This window comes from Helcobacillus sp. ACRRO, assembly GCF_022347125.1.
Taxonomy (GTDB): domain Bacteria; phylum Actinomycetota; class Actinomycetes; order Actinomycetales; family Dermabacteraceae; genus Helcobacillus; species Helcobacillus massiliensis.
Genome location: NZ_JAKRNG010000001.1, coordinates 19258 through 40212, shown reverse-complemented (window position 1 = coordinate 40212; position 20955 = coordinate 19258). Strand labels below are relative to the sequence as shown.

The window sequence follows — 20955 nt, the reverse complement described above, 5'->3', positions numbered from 1 at the left end:
CATGGACACCACCCTGCAGCTCATCGAGTGGACCGGACGGCTCACCAACCTTGCGTACCTCGCCTCCGCGATCCTGTTCATCCTCGCGCTCGCCGGCCTGTCGAAGCAGACCACGGCGCAGCGCGGCAACACCTTCGGCGCCATCGGCATGGTCATCGCCCTGGTCGCCACCATCGCCCGCGCCCTCGTGCAGTCCCACGTGGACCCGGCGAACTTCCACGGCCCCCTCGTCACCTTCATGCTGATCGCCCTCGCCATGGGCATCGGCGCCGCCATCGGACTGCCGATGGCGAAGAAGGTCGAGATGACCGGGATGCCGCAGCTGATCGCGATGCTGCACTCCTTCGTGGGTGCAGCCGCCGTCCTCATCGGCCTGAACTCGTTCCTGCACCCGCACGGCGTCACCGCCGACATCGCCCGCTTCCACCTCGCCGAAGTGTTCCTCGGCATCTTCATCGGCGCGATCACCCTCACCGGTTCGATCGTGGCGTACCTGAAGCTGTCCGCGAAGATGAAGGGCGCGCCCCTGGTGCTGCCCGGCCGCCACCTGCTGAACCTCGCGGCGCTGATCCTCACCCTCGTGCTCGGGGTCGTGTTCGTCGCCACCGGCGGCACCGGCGTGCTCGCCTGGATCTCGCTGATGCTGATGCTCGTCATCGCGCTGTGGCTCGGCTTCCACATGGTCGCCGCGATCGGCGGCGGTGATATGCCGGTGGTCGTCTCCATGCTGAACTCGTACTCCGGCTGGGCGGCCGCAGCGGCCGGCTTCATGCTCGGCAACGAACTGCTGATCATCGTCGGCGCCCTCGTCGGCTCCTCCGGTGCGTACCTGTCGTACATCATGTGCAAGGCGATGAACCGGTCCTTCATCTCCGTGATCCTCGGCGGCTTCGGCTCCGACGGCGGTGCCGCCTCCGGCGCCGACCGTGACTACGGTGCCCACACCGAAACCACCGCCGCGGAGGTCGCGCAGCTGCTCGCCGGATCCGAACACGTGGTCATCACCCCCGGCTACGGCATGGCGGTGGCGCAGGCGCAGTACCCGGTCGCGTCGCTCACCAAGAAGCTGCGCGAACGCGGCGTGGACGTCACCTTCGGCATCCACCCGGTGGCGGGCCGCCTGCCCGGCCACATGAACGTGCTGCTCGCCGAAGCGAAGGTCCCCTACGACATCGTCCACGAAATGGACGACATCAACGACGACTTCGACTCCGTCGACACCGTCCTCGTGATCGGCGCGAACGACACCGTCAACCCGATCGCCGAAGAGCCCGGGTCGCCGATCGCCGGCATGCCGGTGCTGAAGGTGTGGGACGCGAAGAAGGTCATCGTGTTCAAACGGTCCATGGGCGCCGGATACGCGGGCGTGCAGAACCCCCTGTTCTTCAACGAGAACTCGGACATGCTGCTCGGTGACGCGAAGGACTCCGTGGAGGCCATCAGCGCGGCACTGTGACCCGGGCCGTTCGGGCGCGGGCATCCCGGCGCTGACGGGCCAGCACCCCCTGCGGGGCGTCGACTCAGGTGAGCGGCGCCCCGCAGCCCTGTTCGGACAGGGGGCAGGTGCGGCAGCCGCCCGTCGGGCAGCTCGCCTGCGACAGGGTCCGGTCCACCCGGCCCATGCGCTCCAGGTGGCCGAGGGCGGCGTCGACGGTGCCGGCGTCCAGACCGGTCATCCGCTGCACGGCCTCCGCTGTCCCGGCGCCGGCGTCGACGGCGTCAGCGACGAGGGACAGCGGGCCCCGTCGGCCCCCGGCGGCGCTGCCGCGGCGAGTGCGGGGCATGCTGAGCCGGACCGCGGCCATCACAGCACCCGCGACAGGATCTGGAACACCGTGACGGCCAGTGCCCACGCGATCGAAAGCTGCAGGGCGATGCCGAACAGGGTCCAGCCCCAGCCGATCTCCCGCTTCTGCGCCGCGAGGGTCGCCACGCACGGGGTGTAGGCGAGGGTGAAGATCATGAACGCCCAGATCGCGGCCGTGGTGTGCCCACCGCTGGTGGTCTCGAACGTGTGGTGGATGGCGCGGCCGAGCTGGCTGCGGCCCTGCTGCTCAGCGTCCTGGGCCGACGGGTCCTCCAGCGCGTAGGTCTGCGCCCAGCTGGAGATCACCGCTTCCTTCGCCACGAAGCCGGTGACGAGGGCGCCGCTGGTGCGCCAGTCATCGAACCCGGCCGGGGCGAACACCGGGGTGATCACCTCGGCGCTCGCGGCGTACAGCGAATCCTGCGGAGCCACGGTGCCGAAGCGGCCGTCGGCCCCTGGAGCCGGGGTGGCCTGGAGCAGGAACACGAGGGTCACGCACGTCACGATGATGCCGGCGGCGGTCTGCAGGAACGCCCGCAGCTTCACCCACGTCACCGAGGCGATGATGCGCGGCACCGGCGCCTGGTACGGCGGCAGGTCCAGCACGAGGGGGCTGGACCCCATGGTGCGCCACAGGGTGGTGCGCAGCAGCAGACCCACCACGATCACGAGCGCCACCGATATGACGTACATCGCGAACACGACGGTGCCGGCGCGGTCGGGGAAGAACGTGGAGGCGAGCATGACGTACACCGTCAGCCGCGCGGAGCAGGACGTGAACGGGATCAGCAGGCTGGTGAGGATGCGCTGCTTCGCGTCCGGCAGCACGCGGGTCGCGGCGATCGCGGGCACGTTGCAGCCGAAGCCGACCAGCAGCGGCAGGAACGCTTTGCCGGGCAGACCGATGGCGCGCATGGCGCGGTCGGAGACGACAGCGGCGCGGGCCATGTACCCGGAGTCCTCCAGCAGCGCGAGCAGCAGGAACATGATCGCCATCAGCGGCACGAACGTCAGCAGGGCGCCCACGCCGGCGATGAGGCCGTCCACGAGGAACCCGGTCACCACTGGGTGGTCGATGTGCAGCGCTGCGAGCAGCCAGCGCGCGCCGTCGGAGACGGGGCCGGAGACGAGCTGATCCAGCCCGTCCTGCAGCGGCGCGGCGATCGTGGTGGTCAGTTCGAACACGCCCCACATGACCGCGAGGAACAGCAGCGGGCCGAGGATCGGGTGGAGGACGACCGAATCGATGCGGGAGGTGAGCGCGACCGGCGCGTTCGCGGCGCGCACCGTGGAGGCCTCGACCGCGGCGTCGATCCACGCGAAGCGCTCGTCGGCGAGGGCGAACTCGTCGGCCTCTCCGGTGGGCAGGTCCCGCTCGCGCGGCGCTGCCTGGTCGGCGTGCTCGAGGGCGCGGCCGACGGCGTCCTCCAGCTCGTCGAGCCCGGTGCCCTTGCGGGGGTCGATCGCGACGACGGCGCAGCCCAGGTGCTTCTCCAGGGCGGTGGTGTCCACGCGGATGCCGCGGCGGCGCGCCACATCCAGCATCGTCAGCGCGACCACCACCGGGTAGGGGTGCTCGCGCACCTGGGCGGCGATGTAGAGGGAGCGGGTGAGGGCGGTGGCGTCGGCGACGACGAGGACAGCGTCGGGCCGCTCCTGGATCGGGGCGTCGATCAGCAGGTCACGGGTGAGCTCCTCATCGGGGGACTGCGGGTCCAGGGAGTAGGCGCCGGGGAAGTCGATCGCATCGAATGGGCCGCGCGTGGTGGGCCAGGCGCCGCGGCCGATCTCCACTGAGGTGCCGGGCCAGTTGCCCATGGTGCGCTTCGACCCGGTGAGGGTGTTGAACAGGGTGGATTTGCCGACGTTCGGGGCGCCGACGAACGCCACCACCGGTGAGAGCGCCGGGGCGGTGCGGGTGGAGGATTCGCCGTGGCAGGACGGAGCGGCGGGGGAGACGCGGGCCATCAGGCGGCGTGGGCGGATTCAGCGGCCGCGAGGGCGCGGCAGGTGCGCCGGTCCAGCGCGATGCGGGTGGACGCGACTTCGATGACGCGGCCGCCGCCGACTGTTCTCTGCACGACCCGCAGACGCGACCCGGGCCGCAGCCCCATCTCACCCAGGCGCAGACGCAGCCCGGGATCGGGGTGGGCCGCGGCGAGGACGAGCTCGCAGAAGAGGGGTGCGCTCAGCAGAGTCGAATCGGTCATGGCCTGAGGTTAGGCTCCCCTCACCCGCTGAGCAAGACTCTGCGCAACCTCAAAGGAGCAGAATCCCGAAACCCGAGGTGACCATCGATGTGATCCGGGACTGACGTCCTCACTCCGCGAGCGCCGCTGCCACGATCGGCTCCAGAGCCGCCGGGTCGGTGAAGTCCTTCGTCTGCCCCCAGAACTGCAGCGTTTCACGATCGTCCTCGGTGCGAGCCGACTCCGGCTTGGACATCAGATAGGTCTTCAGCGCGAGCATTTTGGTGCGGTGCTTCAGCGACAGGCGCGGATGGTCGATGCCGCCGCGCAGGTGGAACGCGGTGACGCGCGGGGCGATATCGGCCGGGATCGCCTTCTCGTGCAGCTTCCGGATCGTCTCGGTCTGGGTCGGCGACGCCCACGCGACGGTGGCGAACAGGGCGCGCGCGTCGGGGCGGGCGCGCACAGCGTCGGCGAAGGCGCCCATCCCCTGCACGCTGCCGCCGTAGTTGCCGCCGAGGCCGATGATGACGTCGAGGATGCCTTCCGCACCGGCGAGGAGGCCGACGGGGTCCTCTGCGGCACGGGCGTCGATCAGTCGGACGGTGCAGCCCGTCGCCTGCAGCTGCTCGGTCAGCCAGTCGGCGTAGCGGCGGGTGTGGCCGTAGCAGGAGGCGAACAGGATCGCGACGCTGCGGTCGTCGCCTCGGTCTGCGCTTCTGCTGGGGGTCATGGGGGCTCCTTCGGTGCGGTCACTGGGTGACGGTGATGAGGGCGCGGGCTCCGCGCTCCATGTCGGCGAACGCGTGGTTGACGGCGGTGTAGGTGCCGGGCTCACGGAACACCATCTCCACGAACCCGCCCTGGGCTGAGGAGAGGTCAAGCGCCTGCGCGCCGCCGCCGTTCGGGTTGTCGGGCCGCAACAGGTACTCGCCCTCCTTGAACACGGTGTCGAACACGGCGCCGACCACATGGAACGACAGGCTGCGGGTGGGGCCGGCGGCGAGCACCCAGATGCGGATGCGTTCGCCGACCTTCGCGGTGAGCGGCTCATGCACGTACTGGGTGGCGTGGCCGTTGAACACGGTGAAATCGGGCCGCTCGGCGTGGATCTTGTCCGCGCTGATGGCGTGTGCGCCCGTGCCGGACTTCTCGGTGGGGGAGAGGTAGTGGTCGGACTGGACGAGGACGTATTCGCGGTCCGCGGCCGCGATCCCGCGCGGCGGCACGATGACGGCGCCGAACATGCCGCCGGACAGGTGGTGGGTCATCGGCATGGTGGAGCAGTGGTACAGCCATATCCCCGCGTGGTCCGTGGTCAGTGGGTAGTGGAGGGAGGCCCCCGGCTTGATCCCCTGCATGTAGACGCTGGGGGAGACGGTGCCGGCGTGGAAGTCCATGGAGTGCTCCATGGCGCCGCGGTTCGTCACGGTGACGGCGATCTCCTGACCGAGGTCGGCGCGGATCACCGGCCCCATCACGGTGCCGTTGAACGGCATCGCCTGCATCATGACACCGGGCGCGATCTCGAGCTCCTTCTCACCGGCGGTGATCTCCAGGGCGGGGCCGACGGGTTCCGGCATCCGCGGGTCCCGGGCCGTGACCGATGGGACCTCACCGAAGTCGGCGGTGACTCGGGCCAGCGGATCGGCTCCGGCATCGCCCGGCTCGGCGCCGTGGTGACTGTGTCCTTCGGTGCGGGAGTCACTGCTGCTCTCGGTGCCGCTCGGTGCGCCGTCGGCGACGATCTGCAGCTCCATCCCCATGGACCGGTGGCCCACGATCGAGCACCAACCGGTGATGCTCCGGTCGATCACACCGGCCTTCAGGGTGGCCCTCTGCCCGGCGCTGATGCGGCCGGACGCGGCGCCGGTGTCGAGGACGAGGTCGTGGATCTGGGTGGGGTCGTCGTTGATGACGGTGATGACGAGCTCATCGCCCGCGGGCACGGTGATGCGGTCCGGGTCGAACCGCATCGTGTCCTTCGCACGGACCGTGACGGAGGTGGTCCGGCCCGTCGGGAGCACCGCAGCCGTCCCATCGCCGGTGCCCGCGCCCGGGGAGCTGCCCGACCCGCTTGCTGCGCTTCCGGTGGCGGCCGGGTCGGCGGCCCGGCCCATCGCCGACAGCCCCAGCACGCTCGCCACGGCGAGCACCGCGCCCGTCAGGTGGCGGCGGTTCAGGTTCGTCGCGGCGGAATCCGTCGGGCGTGCAGCCTCCGTCGGCCGCCCCGCTTCCGCCAGCCGCACTGCCTCCGCCGGCCGCCCCGCCTGAGCCAGCTGCCCCGTCTGCGTCGGCGGCGCTGCGGGCATCCCGAGGTCTGCGCGCTGCTGGAGGCGCTCGCGGACACTCACCCGCACCATCCGCTTCATCAGCACGATGAACGAAGCGAGCACCAGCAGTGCCAGCAGCGACACGAGGATCCGCGAGACGGACCCGAACTGCTCCGGTGCTCCCGTGCCGAACGTCAGGCCGAGGAACAGGGCGCGGGGGAGAAGCGCGTCGGACTCCGACAGCGCGAACAGGGCGATGGCCAGGTTCAGCGCCACCACCCGGAACACGGCGAGGCGGCTCATCTCCGCCAGGCCCGCCTGCACCGCGCGCGGCCCGCCGCCCATGATGGTGGGCATCAGGAAGCTCATAGCTCCCAGCAGCAGCTGCAGGCCGAAGCCGACCACGAACGGCACCGTCAGCGCCTTCACCGTGGACGCCAGCAGCGAGAAGTTCAACGGGGAGGCGGCTGCTTCGCCCACGGGGGCGCCCGTGTGACTGATCCACATCACCAGCAGCGCCACCAGCGTCCCGGCGAACCAGACGATGCCCGCACCCATCGACAGCGCCGGGAACAGCGGCACCTCCGCCGCATGCTTCTGCCGTGCCGACTGCACCGCCAGGCGCGCCAGCTCGGATGCGATCACCAGGAACCCGATCACGTACAGCACGAGCCCCGCCGCACCCATCAGCACGTTGTTCATCAGCGCGCCGCCGACCGCGATCAGCAGTCCGACCAGCATCACGATCAGCATCGCGGAGGTGCGCTGCGCCCGCTCGAGCCGCATCCGGGTGCGCAGGATCGTGGGCCACAGGGTGAACAGGGTGGCGCACGCAGTCAGGCCGAGGAAGCCGAGGATGTTCACCAGCTGGTGCGCGAGCAGCACCCGGCCCTGCCACGGCTCACCGGGGGAGAACGCGAGGACCGCGCCGAGAGCCGCCCCGATCGGCAGCAGCATCGCGGCGGTGGCGTAGGTGCGGATGACGAACGCGAACCGGGGCGCGACCGCGGCCCGGATCTGCTGGATGAGGAAGCCCGCCCACCACAGCACGGTGGCGCTCACCCCGACCGCGCCGAGCACGGTCACGACCGGCAGATCGGCGACCATGCCGATCATCGTCACGGCGATCATCCCGGTATGGATCCACAGGCGCCGCACCTGGGTGGGTCGGGACTCCTCCGCCAGGCGGGTCTTCAGGAGCGCCTCGGTGAAGTGCTGGCCCCACAGCATGATCGAGGTGGTGACGAGGCCCAGCGTCACCATGTGCACCAGCAGCCACCGGTACTGCGGGATGACCGGGTGGACCCCGACGGAGATCAGCAGCGCCGCCATCCACCAGATGATCGGCCTCGAGGCCTGTCGATGCCACGAGGCGCGGCGCTTCGGTCGGGCGCCGGGAGAGCTGGGCGGGGAGCCGAGGGAGGGGACGCGCGCTGAAGCCATAGTGGCCTCAGGCTACGCGCGGTCACGCGGGCAGGGGAGGGCTCAGGTCCCGGTCATCGGCGACGGCCGCGAGACCGCTGCGCGTCCGTCTCCTCCTCGATCGGCTCCTCCTCCGGCTTCCAGATCGTGAAGAGGGTCCAGCCCATGCGCACCACCACGAGGGCGAGCGCCACGATCACCACGGCCTGCCACGGGATCGGCGCCACGCGGGAGATCACGGCCCACAGCACGAACACGGCCAGTGCCATCAGCAGGGCATCGCGCACCCCGTTCTTCAGCCGGGTGCCCACGTTGGCGCGGCGGTAGTGGTTCTGTGCGGCGACCGCGGTGGCGGCAGCGGTGCGGCGGGCGTTCGCGCGGGAGGCCCGGGTGGACTTGTCGGCGGTGCGGGCGGCGGCGCGGGCGTGCAGACGGGCGTCGTCCACTCCGCGGCGCAGCGACTCCTTTGCGGCGGGCGCCTGCTTCTGTGCAGTGCGCTGCGCAGCCTTCGCGTAGGTCTTCCAGTCGGCCACGGAGCCTCCTCGGTCAGGAACGGGTGGATGGCGGGGGCGCGTCGGCCGGCCCCCGGTGGTGGGCAGCGGTCAGTCGCGGAAGCGGATGTCGGTGCCGCGCTGGTCGTCCACGCCGCGGCGGGGCGGTCCCGGCCGACGGCTGCGGCGGTTCATCAGCGCGTTCAGCCCCACATTGAGGACCACCGTCAGCACAAGCGACAGGATCAGGGAGGAGAACGTGCTGCGCACACCCACCAGGCGCAGGACCAGGAACAGTGCGAGCACCACGCCCAGCGGGAACAGCAGGCTCGAGCCGCATCCGCCGCGGCGCGAGCTGCCGGAGTAGAAGAACATGCCCCCATGATGCCGCATCGCCCTGGACCCCATCGCCCTGGACCGCGGCACCGCCGTGCCCGGGTGTTCGGATCCCTGCCGGAGACTGCCCCGTCCGCTGCCCGGCAAGCAGGAGTGGGACGACGGTGGCGCGCGATACAGTTATGCCCGAACGCAGGCGGCACGCTGACCAACGAGGGTCACCCGCCCACGTCAAGACGAGAGGACGTTATCTCCGTGGACCTGTTCGAATACCAGGCGCGCGACATCTTCGAGAAGCACGGAGTCCCCGTGCTGCCCGGCGCCGTCGCCGAGGATCCTGCCAGCGCCCGTGAAGCAGCCGAGAAGATCGGCACCCCGGTCGTGGTCGTGAAGGCACAGGTGAAGACCGGCGGTCGCGGCAAGGCCGGTGGCGTGAAGGTGGCGAAGTCGCTGGACGAAGCCGAGCAGTACGCCGAGCAGATCCTCGGCATGGACATCAAGGGCCACACCGTGCACCGCGTCATGATCGCGGCCGGTGCGGACATCGCCGAGGAGTACTACTTCTCCCTGCTGCTGGACCGCGCGAACCGCACCTACCTCGCCATGTGCTCCAAGGAGGGCGGCATGGAGATCGAGCAGCTCGCCGTGGAGCGCCCCGAGGCCCTCGCCCGCATCGCCGTGGACCCGAACGTCGGCATCGACGACGCGAAGGCGAAGGAGATCGTGGACGCCGCCGGCTTCGATGCCGAGACCGGTGAGAAGATCGCCCCCGTCCTGCAGAAGCTGTGGGCCGTGTACCGCGACGAGGACGCCACCCTGGTCGAGGTGAACCCGCTGGTCAAGACCGCTGACGGCGACATCCTCGCCCTCGACGGCAAGGTCACCATCGACGAGAACGCCGACTTCCGCCACGAGGACCACGCCGCCCTGGTCGACACCAAGACCGAGGACCCGCTGGAGGCCAAGGCGAAGGCCATGGACCTCAACTACGTCAAGCTCGACGGCGAAGTCGGCATCATCGGCAACGGCGCCGGCCTGGTCATGTCCACCCTGGACGTCGTCGCCTACGCGGGGGAGGAGCACGGCGTGAAGCCGGCGAACTTCCTGGACATCGGCGGCGGCGCCTCCGCTGAGGTCATGGCCAACGGCCTGGACGTCATCCTCGGCGATGACCAGGTGAAGTCCGTGTTCGTCAACGTGTTCGGCGGCATCACCGCCTGCGACAAGGTCGCCGAGGGCATCGTCGGCGCGCTCAGCAAGCTGGGCGAGAACGCCACCAAGCCGCTCGTGGTCCGCCTCGACGGCAACAAGGTCGATGAGGGCCGCGCCATCCTCACCGAGGCGAACCACCCCCTCGTCACCCTGGCCGACACCATGGACGGCGGCGCCGCCAAGGCAGCCGAACTCGCTGCGAACTGAAAGAGAGCCTGAAGAAGCATGTCGATTTTTCTTGACAAGAACAGCAAGGTCATCGTCCAGGGCATGACCGGCTCCGAGGGCATGAAGCACTCGCAGCGGATGCTCGACTCCGGCACCCAGGTCGTCGGCGGTGTCAACCCCCGCAAGGCCGGCCAGAGCGTCGAGTTCGACGGCGGCCGCTCCGTGCCCGTGTTCGGTTCCGTCGCCGACGCCATGAAGGAGACCGGCGCCACCGTGTCCGTCCTCTTCGTGCCGCCGAAGTTCGCGAAGGACGCGGTCATCGAGGCCGTTGACGCCGGCATCGAGCTCGCCATCGTCATCACCGAGGGCATCCCCGCGAAGGACGCCGCCGAGTTCTTCAACTACGCGAAGGACAAGGGCACCACGCGCCTCATCGGCCCGAACTGCCCCGGCATCATCTCCCCGGGACAGTCCAACGCCGGCATCATCCCCTCGAACATCACCGGTCCCGGCAAGCTCGGCCTGGTGTCGAAGTCCGGCACGCTGACCTACCAGATGATGTACGAGCTCAGCGACATCGGCTTCACCACCGCCATCGGCATCGGCGGCGACCCGATCATCGGCACCACCCACATCGACGCCCTCGAAGCGTTCGAGAACGACCCGGAGACCGCCGCGGTCGTCATGATCGGTGAGATCGGCGGCGACGCCGAGGAGCGCGCAGCCGACTACATCAAGGCGAACATGACGAAGCCGGTCGTCGGCTACGTTGCGGGCTTCACCGCCCCGGAGGGCAAGACCATGGGCCACGCCGGCGCCATCGTGTCCGGCTCCTCCGGCACCGCAGAGGCGAAGAAGGCGGCCCTGGAGGCCGCCGGTGTGAAGGTCGGCAAGACCCCCACCGAAACCGCTGAGCTGATGCGCGAGATCATCAAGGGCCTCTGAGCCCTCACCGCCGCATCCGGCCGCGCCCCGATGGGCTGGCCTCTGGTCGCGGCAGCACCCGTCGGACGCCGTCCTCTCCACCGCACCCGGTGGGCAGGGCGGCGTTCGCCGTTCCCGGCGCCCCGGCCGACCGTCGGCTTCCAGAGCGCTTCCCGTGGTGGCCACGCTGCTCTCCCGCCGACGCGCCGCCCCAACCCGATACAGTGTGACCAGCTGAAAGGGAGGGCGCGCCGTGAGCGATCTGATCGATACCACCGAGATGTACCTGAAGACAGTGTTCGAGCTGCTGGAGCTCGGCATCACGCCGATGCGCGCCCGCATCGCCGAACGGCTCGGACAGTCCGGCCCCACGGTGTCGCAGACGGTCGGCCGGATGGAGCGCGACGGCCTGCTGTACCTCGATGACTCCCGCGTCATCCACCTGACCGAGGAGGGCCGCGGGATCGCCGGTGCGGTCATGCGCAAGCACCGACTCGCCGAACGCCACCTGATGGACGTCCTCGGTCTCGAGTACGAGCTCGTGCACGACGAAGCCTGCCGCTGGGAGCACGTGATGAGCGAAGACGTGGAGCGCAAGATCGCCGCCATGCTCACACCGCCGTACGCCGACCCGTACGGCAACCCCATCCCGGGCCTGGCCGCGCTGGGGGTGACGGCCGACGGGTCCGGCCCCCATGGCGGTCGCCGGCTCGGCGACGGTGTTCAGCGCCTCGTGCAGGTGGAGCTGCCGGAGGGCGGCGAGGTGGAGCTGACGGTCGACGCCATCGGTGAGGTCATCCAGTCGGACGTCGAATTCCTGCGGGATCTGAAGGACTGCGGGATCGTTCCCGGGGCGCGAGTCACGGTCGCCTCGGATGCGGATTCGCTGGTGATGACGGGGCCGTCGGGCCGGGAGATCACCCTGACCCCCAGTGATGCCGGCCACATCTGCGTGACCCAAAGGTAAGGCCCCTTCCACGAGGGTAAAGGTCTGTCAAAACCCAGGTAGAGGTTCGTCTGGTCCAGTGGGGAACAGTCCCCGCCTTCCGTAGGTTGGATGTCGGTTCCCGGGGCGACCCGGGTCGGAATCCGTTCCGAAACAACAGTGCTCAAGAACTCCGCGGACCGCCTCGCAGCCCTGATGGGCGCCGGCCCGCGAACGATCCGGAAGGTCTCCTGTGGCTCCTCGCTCCATGCCCACTCACCGCGGCACCCCGCGCGGCATCCTGTCCGCACCGATCGGTCGTAAGACCGCCGGCGTGATGCTCGCTGCCGGCTTCGTCGTCTCCGGTTCCGCTTCGGCCGCCATGGCCAACGGTTCCTCCGAGACCGGCAACAACGCCGGTGCGTCCACCGCTCCCTCCACCGTGACCATCCCGGTCGCTCTCGCGGAGGGCGACAAGGCCGAGGGGGCCTACGGCGCGATCGTGAAGCAGGACAAGGTCGAGGTCAAGACCGACGAGAAGACCGACGCCCAGCGTGAGCAGGAGCGCCGCGAGGCTGAGCGGCGCGAGGCCCAGGAGCGTGCCGAGCGCCAGGAGCGTCAGGAGCGCCGCGAGGCCCAGCAGCGCGAGGAGCGCAACCAGGAGCGCGAGAACAACCGCAGCAACAACCGCGAGCGCAGCAACAACCGCGAGCGCAACCAGGAGAGCGAGAACAACCGCAGCAACAACCGCGAGCGCAACCAGGAGCGCGAGAACAACCGCAGCAACAACCGCGAGCGCAACCAGGAGCGCGAGAACAACCGTAGCAGCAACCGCGAGCGCACCAACGATCGCGAGCGCAGCAGCGAGCGTCGCGGCAACGGCGACGACCAGCGCTCCGAGCGCAGCAGCAAGCGCTCCTCTGCTCCCTCCAACGCAGGGCGCGGCAGCTCCATTCTCGCCACCGCCCGCAGCGGCATCGGCACCCCGTACGTGTGGGCCGGTTCCACCCCGTCCGGCTGGGACTGCTCCGGCTTCACCTCCTGGGTCTACGCCCAGCACGGCATCCACCTTCCGCACTCGGCTGCTGGCCAGGTGGCCGGCGCCAAGCGCATCTCCGCTTCCGAGGCCCGCCCCGGCGACCTCGTCTACACCCCGGGCCACGTCGGCATCTACGCCGGCAACGGCAAGATCGTGGACGCCGGCCGCTCCGGCAAGCTCACCACCGAGCGCAAGCTCTGGAACGCCAACTGGAGCTACTACCGCGTCGGCTGATTCCAGTCGCCTCTTCGACACTGTGACGAGCGGATTCCGGCGCTGACCACGCCGCCGCTCAGCGAGAACCCCACCGTAGCCCCGTCGGGCCGGTGGGGTTCTCGCATTGCCTGCACCCGGCCCGACTACTGTGAGACCCATGCTTCTGCTCCGGAACCTCATCAGCGTGCTCGCGGGGATCGTCTCCCTTGCGGCGGCACTCCTGCTCGTGCCCGCCACCTGGCTGCAGGACAACATCGTGGACCGCGGCGGGTTCCTCACCGTCACCCGACCGATCGCTGACACCCCGCAGACCCGCCAGGACCTCACCGCCCCGGCGGTCGACGAGATCCACAGCCTCGTGGACGTCCCCGAATTCCTGAAGGGGCAGGTCGATGCCCTGATCGCGAAGGGCGTCAAGACCGTCACCGGCACACGGGAGTACCAGCAGATCTGGGACCAGACCATGCGCGACCTGCATGAGTCGATGGTGCAGGGCGGCAGGGTCGAGGTGAAGCCGGACCTGATGCCGGCGTACGATTCGATCGTCGGCCCGATCGAGGACGTCCTGCCGGTGCCGGTGCCGCGCCCCAGCACCCTGCAGCCCACCATTGCCTCGTTCGATGCGGGATGGATGCAGTGGATCCTCCTGCTCACCGAGAACCGCGCAGCTCTCGGCGCCATCGCCCTCGTGGGCCTGGCGCTGATGCTGCTGACCGCCACCCATCGCGGAGCGTCGCTCATCATGTACGGCATCTTCGCCGCCGTGTTCACGGCGCTCATGTGGTTCACGGTGACGAACCTCCCCGCGCTGGTGCCGAACGTGATCGACAGGGCCCCGTTCGTCGGCCAGATCGTGACGGCGTTCGAAGAGAAGGCGATCAAGGACCTGCCCCACGGCGTGAGCCTCGGCATCGCCCTGGCGGCGGTCAGCGCGCTCATCGGCATCGTGCTGATGGCGATGCGGGCCGCCCGCGATCACCGCAACCGCACCGGCACGGGCCGTGGCCCCACCAGCAGTGGGAGCGGGGCTCGAGGCCAGAGCTGGCCCGGCCCGGCGGCTGGGCACGCTGCGGCGCCGGCACCCGTCGGCCGCCCCGGCAGCGCTGGCGGCGGGGGAGGCGGCAGCTGCGCCCCCGAGGGCGGCAGCTGCGCGCCGGGTCGCTGACACCAGCAGCCGACGGGTGCGCGGCCCCGCCCAGGTCCGATTGTTATCAACTGGTTACACTGGCATCTTCGAACGCACGCCCCTGACGGGGAGATGGGAGCAGTCATGGGGGTCCTCTCCTTCCTGCGCACAGACAAGACCGCGACCGACGACGCCAAGAAGGCGATGAAGGAAGCCCGCACCGGTAAGGACGCGGGGGCGCTCGAAAGCCTCGTCAACACCTTCCGCGACATCGGCATCGACGGCAAGGCCACCTTCGCGTCTGCAAAGACCGTTGCCAAGCGAGCGAAGCGCCGCCGCTCCACCGAACGCGCCGTCAAGAAGATCATCGCGAGCCACCGACGCCGCGCCACCGTCGGCGGCTTCGTCACCGGTCTCGGCGGCGCCATCACCCTGCCGGTGATGCTGCCCGCAAACGTGCTCGAGTTCTACGTCATCGCCACCCGCATGACCGCCGCGATCGCGAGCGTGCGCGGTTACGACATCAACGACCAGGAGATCCGCACCCGTATCCTCGCCGCCCTTGTCGGGGAGGAATCGGGGGACCTGCTCGGCTCCGTCGGACTCGGCCCGGTCGGCGGCGCGGCGAGCCGCCAGGTGGCGAAGCGCCTGCCGCAGTCGGATGTCTCTCGCATCACCAAGGCGATCGGCGCCCGCGCTGTGCGCCGCTTCAGCCTGCGCTCCGCCCGCCTGTTCGGCAAGGCGATCCCCGGCGCTGGTGGCGTCCTCGGTGCGTGGGCGGACCGCCGCGCGCTGAAGAAGATCGCGCAGACGGCGAAGGCGACGTTCCCGCCGCTGTCCCGCAAGGAGCTGAAGGCAGCGGCGAAGGCGCAGAAGAAGCGCTGACGCGAACGGCCCTGGGGGCCTCCCGGCCCGGCCGGCGAGCGGACGATCGGTCTGCGCATTCGGGAACTTCCGTGCGCGGATCCCCGAATACGACGATGGATCGGCCCGGAGCCCGCACGGTCACGGCGCGAAATCGCCGCGGCGATGACTGGACCCCAGGTCGGCGCCTGAAGAAGGCGCTGACCTGGGGTCCTATGTGTGCCCCCGAGACGATTCGAACGTCCGACACCGGCTTTAGGAGAGCGTTCCCGGTGCTACCGGGCATCATTGGCGCTTGCTGGGAAGCGGCGAAAGCCCTGGTCAGAGCGCATAACTCTTCCTGCCCTTAGTGTCTCACCATTGGCGTTTGTTGCCAACCCTGGTTGGTTCTTGGTACGTTTTCGAGCCCCTTTCGAACGCAACCAGAGTAGTAGAACAGGCGTCCTATTCCCTTAGATCGCTCGTGCCTCGAACTCGTAGTGGTGGACGCGCCCGTTGACCGCGAACGGCTCGGGAACGCCAACGATGCGGAACGTCCTCCCGAGAATCTGCACATGCTCGTTGTGAGCAATGTCCGTTGCCGATGGTGGCAGCAGGACACGGAACCGTTCATTGGCGACCGTGCCGCCGGTCTCTCCGCGCCATGCCTCAGTCGTGGTCAGGGGGAAGAACTCGCCACGGTAGACCTTGGTTTCGTCCGGCGCGTAGATGGGATTGCCGTACCGGTCCCGCCCGATCTCCCCACCTTTGCGGGTGACGCTGATCTTGGTGTGCCCGATCATGCTGCCTTCCTCCGGTACCGATCCAGGACAGCACGCTCAGCAAGACTCCACCCTCGGAAGCCCTCGTTCATGCTGAGTGCTCCGACCTGGTACCGGATCTGCTCGGGGTTGGCGACGAGGCGGGCCGTGGCGGTCACCAGAACGGAGAACACGTCCGGCTTCACCTCGTTGATGTTCAGGGGGTTGAAGCCGCCGCCCCGGGTGTAGGCGTAGGCCATCATCCTGATGGTGTCGGCGGATGACGCCACCTGCTTCTCCAGGTCAGTGTCATCGCGCCGTCCCATCAGGTCCAGCACCTCCCATGTCACCAGGGCGGCGTCCTTCATCAGTCGGCGTCCTTGCTCAGCACCACGACGCCCTCGGGGTGCAGCAGCCCAAGGTCAAAACGAGCGGTCACGCGGATCGCCTGCTCGTCGTACTCCGCAAAACGCTCGGACAACAGAGTGACGGACGGGTTGGTGTCGCGAGCAACAGCCACCTGGGACATGTCAGCGAGGACAGCGGTTCCCTCGGGCAGCTTGTTCGTGACGGTGACGGGGACACCGAACAGGCGGTGCGTGGCGTCACGGGTGATGTCGGACTCCAGGATGTACTTGCCGGAAGAGTCCTTCATCTTGCGGATGGAGAAGAAGTCCGCACCGGACAGGAACCACCGGTTCGGGGTGACTTCCTCGGCGCTGGTCATGGCGAGGGCATCCAGCAGGGAGTCGGCATCGGTGGAGTCCAGGGTGCCCTTCTGGACACCGGCCTGGTTGATGATGCCGGTGACGGAGTTGTCGCTGCCGTCACCAGCGAGGAACGCGTCATCCAGCTTGCGGGCAACGTCAGCGACCAGACGGGCCTTCAGCACGGAGTCCAGACCGATGACGGACTGGCGCAGCAGCTCGTTGGTGAACCGGACCATCGTCTTGATGGACTTGCGGTCGTTCGGCATCAGACGGACTTCACCGAACTGCACATCGTGCTCGGGGATCAGTTCGCCCTCACCAACCCAGGACGGTTCAGTGGAGGACACCAGGCGGGGGATTCGCAGCGGAGAAGCGGTGTCGAAGATTCGGGGTCCGCTGGCGAGGACGATGGACTCGGACTCCAGCGGCTGCAGCAGGAGGGAGGACACCTGCTCGTGCAGCAGCTGGGGATTGGATGCGGTTGTTTCAACCATTGTGTGGTCCTTTCAGACGAGAGCTTATTCTTTGGTTCGCTCGTCGCCAGGACTCACACGAGAGATGAGGGTGGAGAACCTGTCTCCACCCTCATCAGCACTCCAAGGAGGAGGGGCACTGTCAGAATATCATTCCTCAACCGTGATTGTGTGGACGATATCGGCTTTCAGTGCCAGTTTCGTTGCACCGTGTTCGTCGTTGAAGTAGATGAATCCGCTTTGGTGGTGGAGGAACTTCGCTGCCTGAACTTCCCCGTAGTAGTCGGCTTGTTTGATCCCGTGGTTGATGATGAACGTCTTCATGGTGGTTCCTCTCATGCTCGGGCTCGGAGAAGTGCGGCGAGGTCCACGTCTGCCGTGGTGGACCGGATGCCCTGCCCAACGTCGCCGTAGGGGGTTCGGGACGCCAGGTGAGGCTTGCGCTCCAGGAGGGCGTCAATCGCTTCTGTGAGCGCTTCGGTGTCCTCCAGGTGGTCCGGGTTGAACGGGAGGTCCGTGGGGTCTGCTAGGCGGCCTGTGGCGTCCACGAGGGCGACATGCAGCCGCTCGGCGTATTCGTCAGCGCGCTTGGCTCGGGTCCGGTACTGAGCGGCCTCGTTGCGCAGTTTCTCCACGTATTCCCGTGGGAACGTCTCGGGCTGATCCTCCGTAGTGTTTTCCCCAGATTCGTGGGAAACCTCTTCGCGGTTGGTGTCCTCGGATGTGGTCTCGTTGCTCATGTTCTCGTTGTCAGTGGTCATTTCCTGGCCTTCCTCTTCTCGGCGTACTTCCATGCTTCTTCGGTCACTTCCTCGAATTCGTCAATGGCAATAGTTGTGGGGATCTGTCGACACGTGCAGCCCTTATGGGTCTGGATCGGGTAGTCCTTCGGCCACACGCGGCCCTCACGGGACCACCATTCGCACAGCTGACAGGCCGATGACTCCATGCCGCGCTTCCACCCGGTCACCTTCTCGGAGTCCTGCATCTGGCGGTGGAACGCGTCCTGTGCAGCCCTCACCAGTTCAGCGGTGACCATGCGGCCCGCCGCCATGACGGCTGTGTGTTCCGTGGACAGGCACGTGGTGGACGCGGTGATGAGGCGGGCATGGTCCACCAGTGGCAGTGGGGCGGCGGTAGCGGAAGGGGTCTCCCCGATGGTGAGCAGGATGTCCCGGCACGCGGCCTGCCCAAGGATTTGCGCTGATTCGATGGACGTGGACGCCACTCGTGCGAGGGCGCGCGCCGCCTCGTCAATGCTGGTGAACTCCCCGTCCAGGTATGCGGCAGCGATACCCTCAGCGGCCTTCCTCGGGCCGTCCTGCATCCGCTCCAGCAGGTCTGTGAACGTCATGACGCCACCAGCTTTCCAGCGAGTCCAGCGGCGGCCTGGTCGACGTGCTCAGTGCGCCGCGCTGCCTGGATCTCGTCGATTTCGTCAGTGGTGTACCCGAGTCGGCGCAGTGCCCATGACGCGGGCAGGATTCCCGCCTGCACCAGCTTCACCGTGGCGTCCGCTTCCTGAGCGACAGACCTCGTGGCGGGGTCCGACCAGGTGATGCGCACCGTGTAGTCCTCGGGAGCGGTGCCGTTCTCCACAGCGAGGATGAGCCGCGCCACGGTCTCCCACGCCCGCCCGAACGCCGCCTGTTTCTGCTCGGCGCGTGCAGTCAGTGACGCCTCGGAAGCGCGCAGGGAGTCAGCCGACGGCGGCTGGTTGGAGGTGATGCCAACCATGTGATCCGGAAGGCCACTTATCGCCTGCATCTGCTGAACAATCGCGGTGATAGCGGACTCATACGATCCCAGGTCGGAAGCGGGCAACTGACCGAACCGTGCACCTTCCTCTTCGGCGACCATCATGCGGTGGCCCTCGGGGAAGGGGTTGTGCACGATGCCGTCCTCGTCCTCTTCCAGCTCCACACCGGTCACCCAACGGCGGGGCCGCGCGAAGTACTCCGAGCCCACCATTAGGTCTGCCAGCAGCTTGTTCAGCGCGTCCTGCAGCGGCATCAGGTCTCGGAGCTCACTCGTGGCAGGGGTGGTGAGGCGGTCCGTGTTGCGCAGCTCCACCACCGGAACCCAACCGGTCGGGTTCGGCACCGTGGATGTGACGGTGAAGCCGGTGACAGCGCTCGTGGTGTTCGCTGTGTAGCGGGTGATGCGGTCCCGCCCGTACACGACCGCCTCAGTGGTGGTGTCGGTGGTCCAGCGCTTCACAGCAGCAGTCACATGCCGGGTTGCCGGGTCACGGACTACAGCGACATGCCGCGCGTCCTCAATCGACACCGTGGCCTTCCCAGCGGTGTCGGCCCACACAATCGCGAAGGACTGCCCAAGTGCCAGGGCTTCACGGTGGGCAACCCCGGCGAGCTGGTCCAGGTCGTTACGGACCCATGCGCCCCACAGCTGGTCACTGTGGGCACCGTCGACACGGAACCCCGTTACGCGCAGCCGCTCACTGATCGCGGTGACAGCGAGTCGGCACAGGTTCGACCCGAGCACACCGAAGCGTCCAGCGAGGGCTTCGCGCGCCTCCGGTGCCAGGAACGACAGCGGGGGAGTGCCGTTGTAGTAGCGGTCGATCTGGTCATAGACATGCTGTTTCGCGTCCAGCAGCTGCAGCAGGTTCGTCAGTTCGTTGGTCATTGGAAGGTCCTAACCTTTCGTCGCTTGTTCTTCTTCATGGCGTTCCAGGTGGCGCGGCTGTGCGCCATCACCGCACAGGCGGCGAGGTCGATGTGCCGGGTGGATCCGCGCTTGGACTTGTCCAGTCGCACACCGCGCTCGGACTCATTGACGACGGCGTTCCCGATATGGCGGGCAAAGTCATCGTTTGAGCTGTGGGAGATAGCACCGGACAGGCACGCGGTGTAGAAGTCCACCGTGGCGGGGGTGATGCGGGCCGTGGACCACGGGAACTCAGCAACCCTGATGCCCTCCTTGGAGAGGATCTGCAGCGTCCTCGTCCACCGGAACGGGTCAGCCACCAGCTCCACCACCCTCCATCGGCGCGCAGCGGCCCTGATCGCGTCCTCCACGTCCTCCACAGGCACCCGGTAGTCCGGATCCCCAACCGGGGGTTCCCACAGGCCCAACACGTCCATATGCGGTGACATGTCCACGGTGGCAACGACCAGGCCGGTCGCGTCACTGTTGAACGAACCGTCCAGCGCCACCACCACGTCCGCACCCTCGGGGATCGGTGAATCATCAGTGGTGGACTCCCACACCCGCTCAGGCAGGAACGCACCAGACGTTTCCGACACGAACTGGCACAGGCGAGCGCGCCGGAATGTTGCCTCACGAGTCTTCGGTGGCAGCAGAGCCCGGATCGCGTCACGATGCAGAAACGTGTCCAGGGCAGGGTTCGCCAGCTCCCAGCAGTGCTCACAGTCCACCGGATGGTCCTCGAACCCCGCTGCAGAGTGCTCCCGCCACACGAACGTCTCATCGTCCGGGTGCGCCCGCGCATACGACCGCAGAGACGCCAACACACCCTCGTGCGGATCCGGACCCGGAGTCCCAATCCCGATCATGGTCGACTGAGCGCGCTTACCCTGAGCGAGCGCAATCGTCTCCCACACGTCCTGACGGACCACACCGATCTCATCAACAATCGCCAGGGTCGGGTCCAGGCCCTCCAGCGCAGCAGGAGAAGCCGGAAGCACCTGGAACGACGCTCCCCGCTCAGGGACCACCAGCTTGTCCTTGTGCACCTCCACCCGTGACAGCAGATCCTCGTTCAGCTCCACCATGCGAGCAGCCGCCCGGAACACGATCCCTGCCTGACGTTCATCCACCGCAGCAACCACGATGGACGCGCCCTCCTCACCGAGCATCAGGTCATACAGGCCCAGAGCAGCCACCAGCGTTGACTTGCCCTGACCACGAGGAAGCATCCAGCCCGCCGTCCTCGGACGCGGCTCAGCGTCCAACACACTGCCCACGAGCTCCATCTGCCAGTCCTGCAGCTTCATCGGTGAACGAGCACCAGTGCCCTTCGGAGTCACGATGAAGTCCCGAACGAACTTCCGGAA

The 20955-nt window shown here is 68.2% G+C and carries 22 protein-coding genes; 7 read left to right on the top strand and 15 right to left on the bottom strand.

Going from position 1 to position 20955, the window contains the following annotated elements; genetic code table 11:
- The first annotated feature begins 1 nt into the window (after position 1).
- Entirely contained in the window at positions 2–1456 is a 1455-nt protein-coding gene (gene pntB / locus MHY20_RS00195; RefSeq protein WP_183375805.1) for a Re/Si-specific NAD(P)(+) transhydrogenase subunit beta, read from the top strand.
- A 64-nt stretch (positions 1457–1520) separates the two neighbouring features.
- Here pntB and MHY20_RS00190 read toward each other — a convergent pair whose 3' ends face one another.
- From MHY20_RS00190 to MHY20_RS00160, 7 genes are all read right to left on the bottom strand, one after another.
- Entirely contained in the window at positions 1521–1784 is a 264-nt protein-coding gene (locus MHY20_RS00190; RefSeq protein WP_183375803.1) for a FeoC-like transcriptional regulator, read from the bottom strand.
- A 20-nt stretch (positions 1785–1804) separates the two neighbouring features.
- Positions 1805–3775: a ferrous iron transport protein B gene (feoB, locus tag MHY20_RS00185; RefSeq protein ID WP_239373677.1), complete on the bottom strand. Its 1971-nt coding sequence runs from the start codon at positions 3773–3775 to the stop codon at positions 1805–1807.
- Positions 3775–4017 (bottom strand): FeoA family protein, encoded by a 243-nt coding sequence (locus MHY20_RS00180; RefSeq protein WP_183375799.1) that lies wholly within the window; start codon positions 4015–4017, stop codon positions 3775–3777. The genes feoB and MHY20_RS00180 overlap by 1 nt, the downstream gene beginning before the upstream one ends.
- Positions 4018–4126: 109 nt before the next feature.
- A complete protein-coding gene (locus MHY20_RS00175) occupies positions 4127–4729 on the bottom strand; it encodes a flavodoxin domain-containing protein (RefSeq protein WP_183375797.1) in 603 nt (200 codons plus the stop codon).
- A gap of 19 nt (positions 4730–4748) precedes the next feature.
- Complete coding sequence (locus MHY20_RS00170; protein ID WP_239373675.1) at positions 4749–7712, bottom strand: multicopper oxidase domain-containing protein; 2964 nt, start codon at positions 7710–7712, stop codon at positions 4749–4751.
- 53 nt (positions 7713–7765) lie between these two features.
- A complete protein-coding gene (locus tag MHY20_RS00165; RefSeq protein ID WP_239373673.1) occupies positions 7766–8224 on the bottom strand; it encodes a hypothetical protein in 459 nt (152 codons plus the stop codon).
- A gap of 69 nt (positions 8225–8293) precedes the next feature.
- Positions 8294–8557: a hypothetical protein gene (locus MHY20_RS00160; protein WP_239373671.1), complete on the bottom strand. Its 264-nt coding sequence runs from the start codon at positions 8555–8557 to the stop codon at positions 8294–8296.
- A gap of 216 nt (positions 8558–8773) precedes the next feature.
- Between MHY20_RS00160 and sucC the strand changes: the two genes are divergently transcribed.
- The 6 genes from sucC (at position 8774) to MHY20_RS00130 (ending at position 15013) form a co-directional block, all read left to right on the top strand.
- Positions 8774–9937 (top strand): ADP-forming succinate--CoA ligase subunit beta, encoded by a 1164-nt coding sequence (gene sucC, locus MHY20_RS00155; protein WP_239373669.1) that lies wholly within the window; start codon positions 8774–8776, stop codon positions 9935–9937.
- 18 nt (positions 9938–9955) lie between these two features.
- The gene (sucD, locus tag MHY20_RS00150; RefSeq protein WP_183375787.1) at positions 9956–10843 is read left to right on the top strand and encodes a succinate--CoA ligase subunit alpha; all 888 of its coding nucleotides are present in this window, start codon (positions 9956–9958) and stop codon (positions 10841–10843) included.
- Positions 10844–11075: 232 nt separating this feature from the next.
- On the top strand, positions 11076–11789 hold the full coding sequence (locus MHY20_RS00145; RefSeq protein ID WP_239373667.1) for a metal-dependent transcriptional regulator: 714 nt from the start codon (positions 11076–11078) through the stop codon (positions 11787–11789).
- Between the two features lie 226 nt (positions 11790–12015).
- Complete coding sequence (locus MHY20_RS00140) at positions 12016–13020, top strand: NlpC/P60 family protein (protein WP_239373665.1); 1005 nt, start codon at positions 12016–12018, stop codon at positions 13018–13020.
- Positions 13021–13159: 139 nt separating this feature from the next.
- Positions 13160–14167, top strand: coding sequence for a hypothetical protein (locus tag MHY20_RS00135; protein WP_239373663.1), 1008 nt, complete (start codon positions 13160–13162; stop codon positions 14165–14167).
- A 105-nt stretch (positions 14168–14272) separates the two neighbouring features.
- Positions 14273–15013, top strand: coding sequence for an EcsC family protein (locus MHY20_RS00130; RefSeq protein WP_239373661.1), 741 nt, complete (start codon positions 14273–14275; stop codon positions 15011–15013).
- Positions 15014–15444: 431 nt separating this feature from the next.
- Here MHY20_RS00130 and MHY20_RS00125 read toward each other — a convergent pair whose 3' ends face one another.
- The 8 genes from MHY20_RS00125 to MHY20_RS00090 form a co-directional block, all read right to left on the bottom strand.
- Entirely contained in the window at positions 15445–15774 is a 330-nt protein-coding gene (locus tag MHY20_RS00125) for a hypothetical protein (RefSeq protein WP_239373658.1), read from the bottom strand.
- Positions 15771–16100: a hypothetical protein gene (locus MHY20_RS00120; RefSeq protein WP_239373655.1), complete on the bottom strand. Its 330-nt coding sequence runs from the start codon at positions 16098–16100 to the stop codon at positions 15771–15773. Before MHY20_RS00120 ends, MHY20_RS00125 begins: the two co-directional genes overlap by 4 nt.
- Entirely contained in the window at positions 16100–16936 is an 837-nt protein-coding gene (locus MHY20_RS00115) for a phage major capsid protein (RefSeq protein ID WP_239373652.1), read from the bottom strand. The genes MHY20_RS00120 and MHY20_RS00115 overlap by 1 nt, the downstream gene beginning before the upstream one ends.
- A 129-nt stretch (positions 16937–17065) precedes the next feature.
- Positions 17066–17239 (bottom strand): hypothetical protein, encoded by a 174-nt coding sequence (locus MHY20_RS00110; RefSeq protein ID WP_239373649.1) that lies wholly within the window; start codon positions 17237–17239, stop codon positions 17066–17068.
- A gap of 11 nt (positions 17240–17250) precedes the next feature.
- The gene (locus MHY20_RS00105; protein WP_239373646.1) at positions 17251–17676 is read right to left on the bottom strand and encodes a hypothetical protein; all 426 of its coding nucleotides are present in this window, start codon (positions 17674–17676) and stop codon (positions 17251–17253) included.
- Positions 17673–18269, bottom strand: a complete 597-nt coding sequence (locus tag MHY20_RS00100) for a hypothetical protein (protein ID WP_239373643.1) — start codon at positions 18267–18269, stop codon at positions 17673–17675. Before MHY20_RS00100 ends, MHY20_RS00105 begins: the two co-directional genes overlap by 4 nt.
- The gene (locus MHY20_RS00095; protein ID WP_239373640.1) at positions 18266–19564 is read right to left on the bottom strand and encodes a phage portal protein; all 1299 of its coding nucleotides are present in this window, start codon (positions 19562–19564) and stop codon (positions 18266–18268) included. The genes MHY20_RS00100 and MHY20_RS00095 overlap by 4 nt, the downstream gene beginning before the upstream one ends.
- The gene (locus MHY20_RS00090; RefSeq protein ID WP_239373637.1) at positions 19561–20895 is read right to left on the bottom strand and encodes a terminase large subunit; all 1335 of its coding nucleotides are present in this window, start codon (positions 20893–20895) and stop codon (positions 19561–19563) included. The genes MHY20_RS00095 and MHY20_RS00090 overlap by 4 nt, the downstream gene beginning before the upstream one ends.
- Between the last annotated feature and the right edge of the window lie 60 nt (positions 20896–20955).

Coding starts and splice junctions, on each gene's coding strand:
- pntB (WP_183375805.1), top strand. CDS start 2: ATGGACACCACCCTGCAGCTCATCGAGTGGACCGGACGGCTCACCAAC.
- MHY20_RS00190 (WP_183375803.1), bottom strand. CDS start 1,784: ATGCCCCGCACTCGCCGCGGCAGCGCCGCCGGGGGCCGACGGGGCCCG.
- feoB (WP_239373677.1), bottom strand. CDS start 3,775: ATGGCCCGCGTCTCCCCCGCCGCTCCGTCCTGCCACGGCGAATCCTCC.
- MHY20_RS00180 (WP_183375799.1), bottom strand. CDS start 4,017: ATGACCGATTCGACTCTGCTGAGCGCACCCCTCTTCTGCGAGCTCGTC.
- MHY20_RS00175 (WP_183375797.1), bottom strand. CDS start 4,729: ATGACCCCCAGCAGAAGCGCAGACCGAGGCGACGACCGCAGCGTCGCG.
- MHY20_RS00170 (WP_239373675.1), bottom strand. CDS start 7,712: ATGGCTTCAGCGCGCGTCCCCTCCCTCGGCTCCCCGCCCAGCTCTCCC.
- MHY20_RS00160 (WP_239373671.1), bottom strand. CDS start 8,557: ATGTTCTTCTACTCCGGCAGCTCGCGCCGCGGCGGATGCGGCTCGAGC.
- sucD (WP_183375787.1), top strand. CDS start 9,956: ATGTCGATTTTTCTTGACAAGAACAGCAAGGTCATCGTCCAGGGCATG.
- MHY20_RS00140 (WP_239373665.1), top strand. CDS start 12,016: ATGCCCACTCACCGCGGCACCCCGCGCGGCATCCTGTCCGCACCGATC.
- MHY20_RS00135 (WP_239373663.1), top strand. CDS start 13,160: ATGCTTCTGCTCCGGAACCTCATCAGCGTGCTCGCGGGGATCGTCTCC.
- MHY20_RS00130 (WP_239373661.1), top strand. CDS start 14,273: ATGGGGGTCCTCTCCTTCCTGCGCACAGACAAGACCGCGACCGACGAC.
- MHY20_RS00125 (WP_239373658.1), bottom strand. CDS start 15,774: ATGATCGGGCACACCAAGATCAGCGTCACCCGCAAAGGTGGGGAGATC.
- MHY20_RS00120 (WP_239373655.1), bottom strand. CDS start 16,100: ATGAAGGACGCCGCCCTGGTGACATGGGAGGTGCTGGACCTGATGGGA.
- MHY20_RS00115 (WP_239373652.1), bottom strand. CDS start 16,936: ATGGTTGAAACAACCGCATCCAATCCCCAGCTGCTGCACGAGCAGGTG.
- MHY20_RS00110 (WP_239373649.1), bottom strand. CDS start 17,239: ATGAAGACGTTCATCATCAACCACGGGATCAAACAAGCCGACTACTAC.
- MHY20_RS00105 (WP_239373646.1), bottom strand. CDS start 17,676: ATGACCACTGACAACGAGAACATGAGCAACGAGACCACATCCGAGGAC.
- MHY20_RS00100 (WP_239373643.1), bottom strand. CDS start 18,269: ATGACGTTCACAGACCTGCTGGAGCGGATGCAGGACGGCCCGAGGAAG.
- MHY20_RS00095 (WP_239373640.1), bottom strand. CDS start 19,564: ATGACCAACGAACTGACGAACCTGCTGCAGCTGCTGGACGCGAAACAG.
- MHY20_RS00090 (WP_239373637.1), bottom strand. CDS start 20,895: ATGAAGCTGCAGGACTGGCAGATGGAGCTCGTGGGCAGTGTGTTGGAC.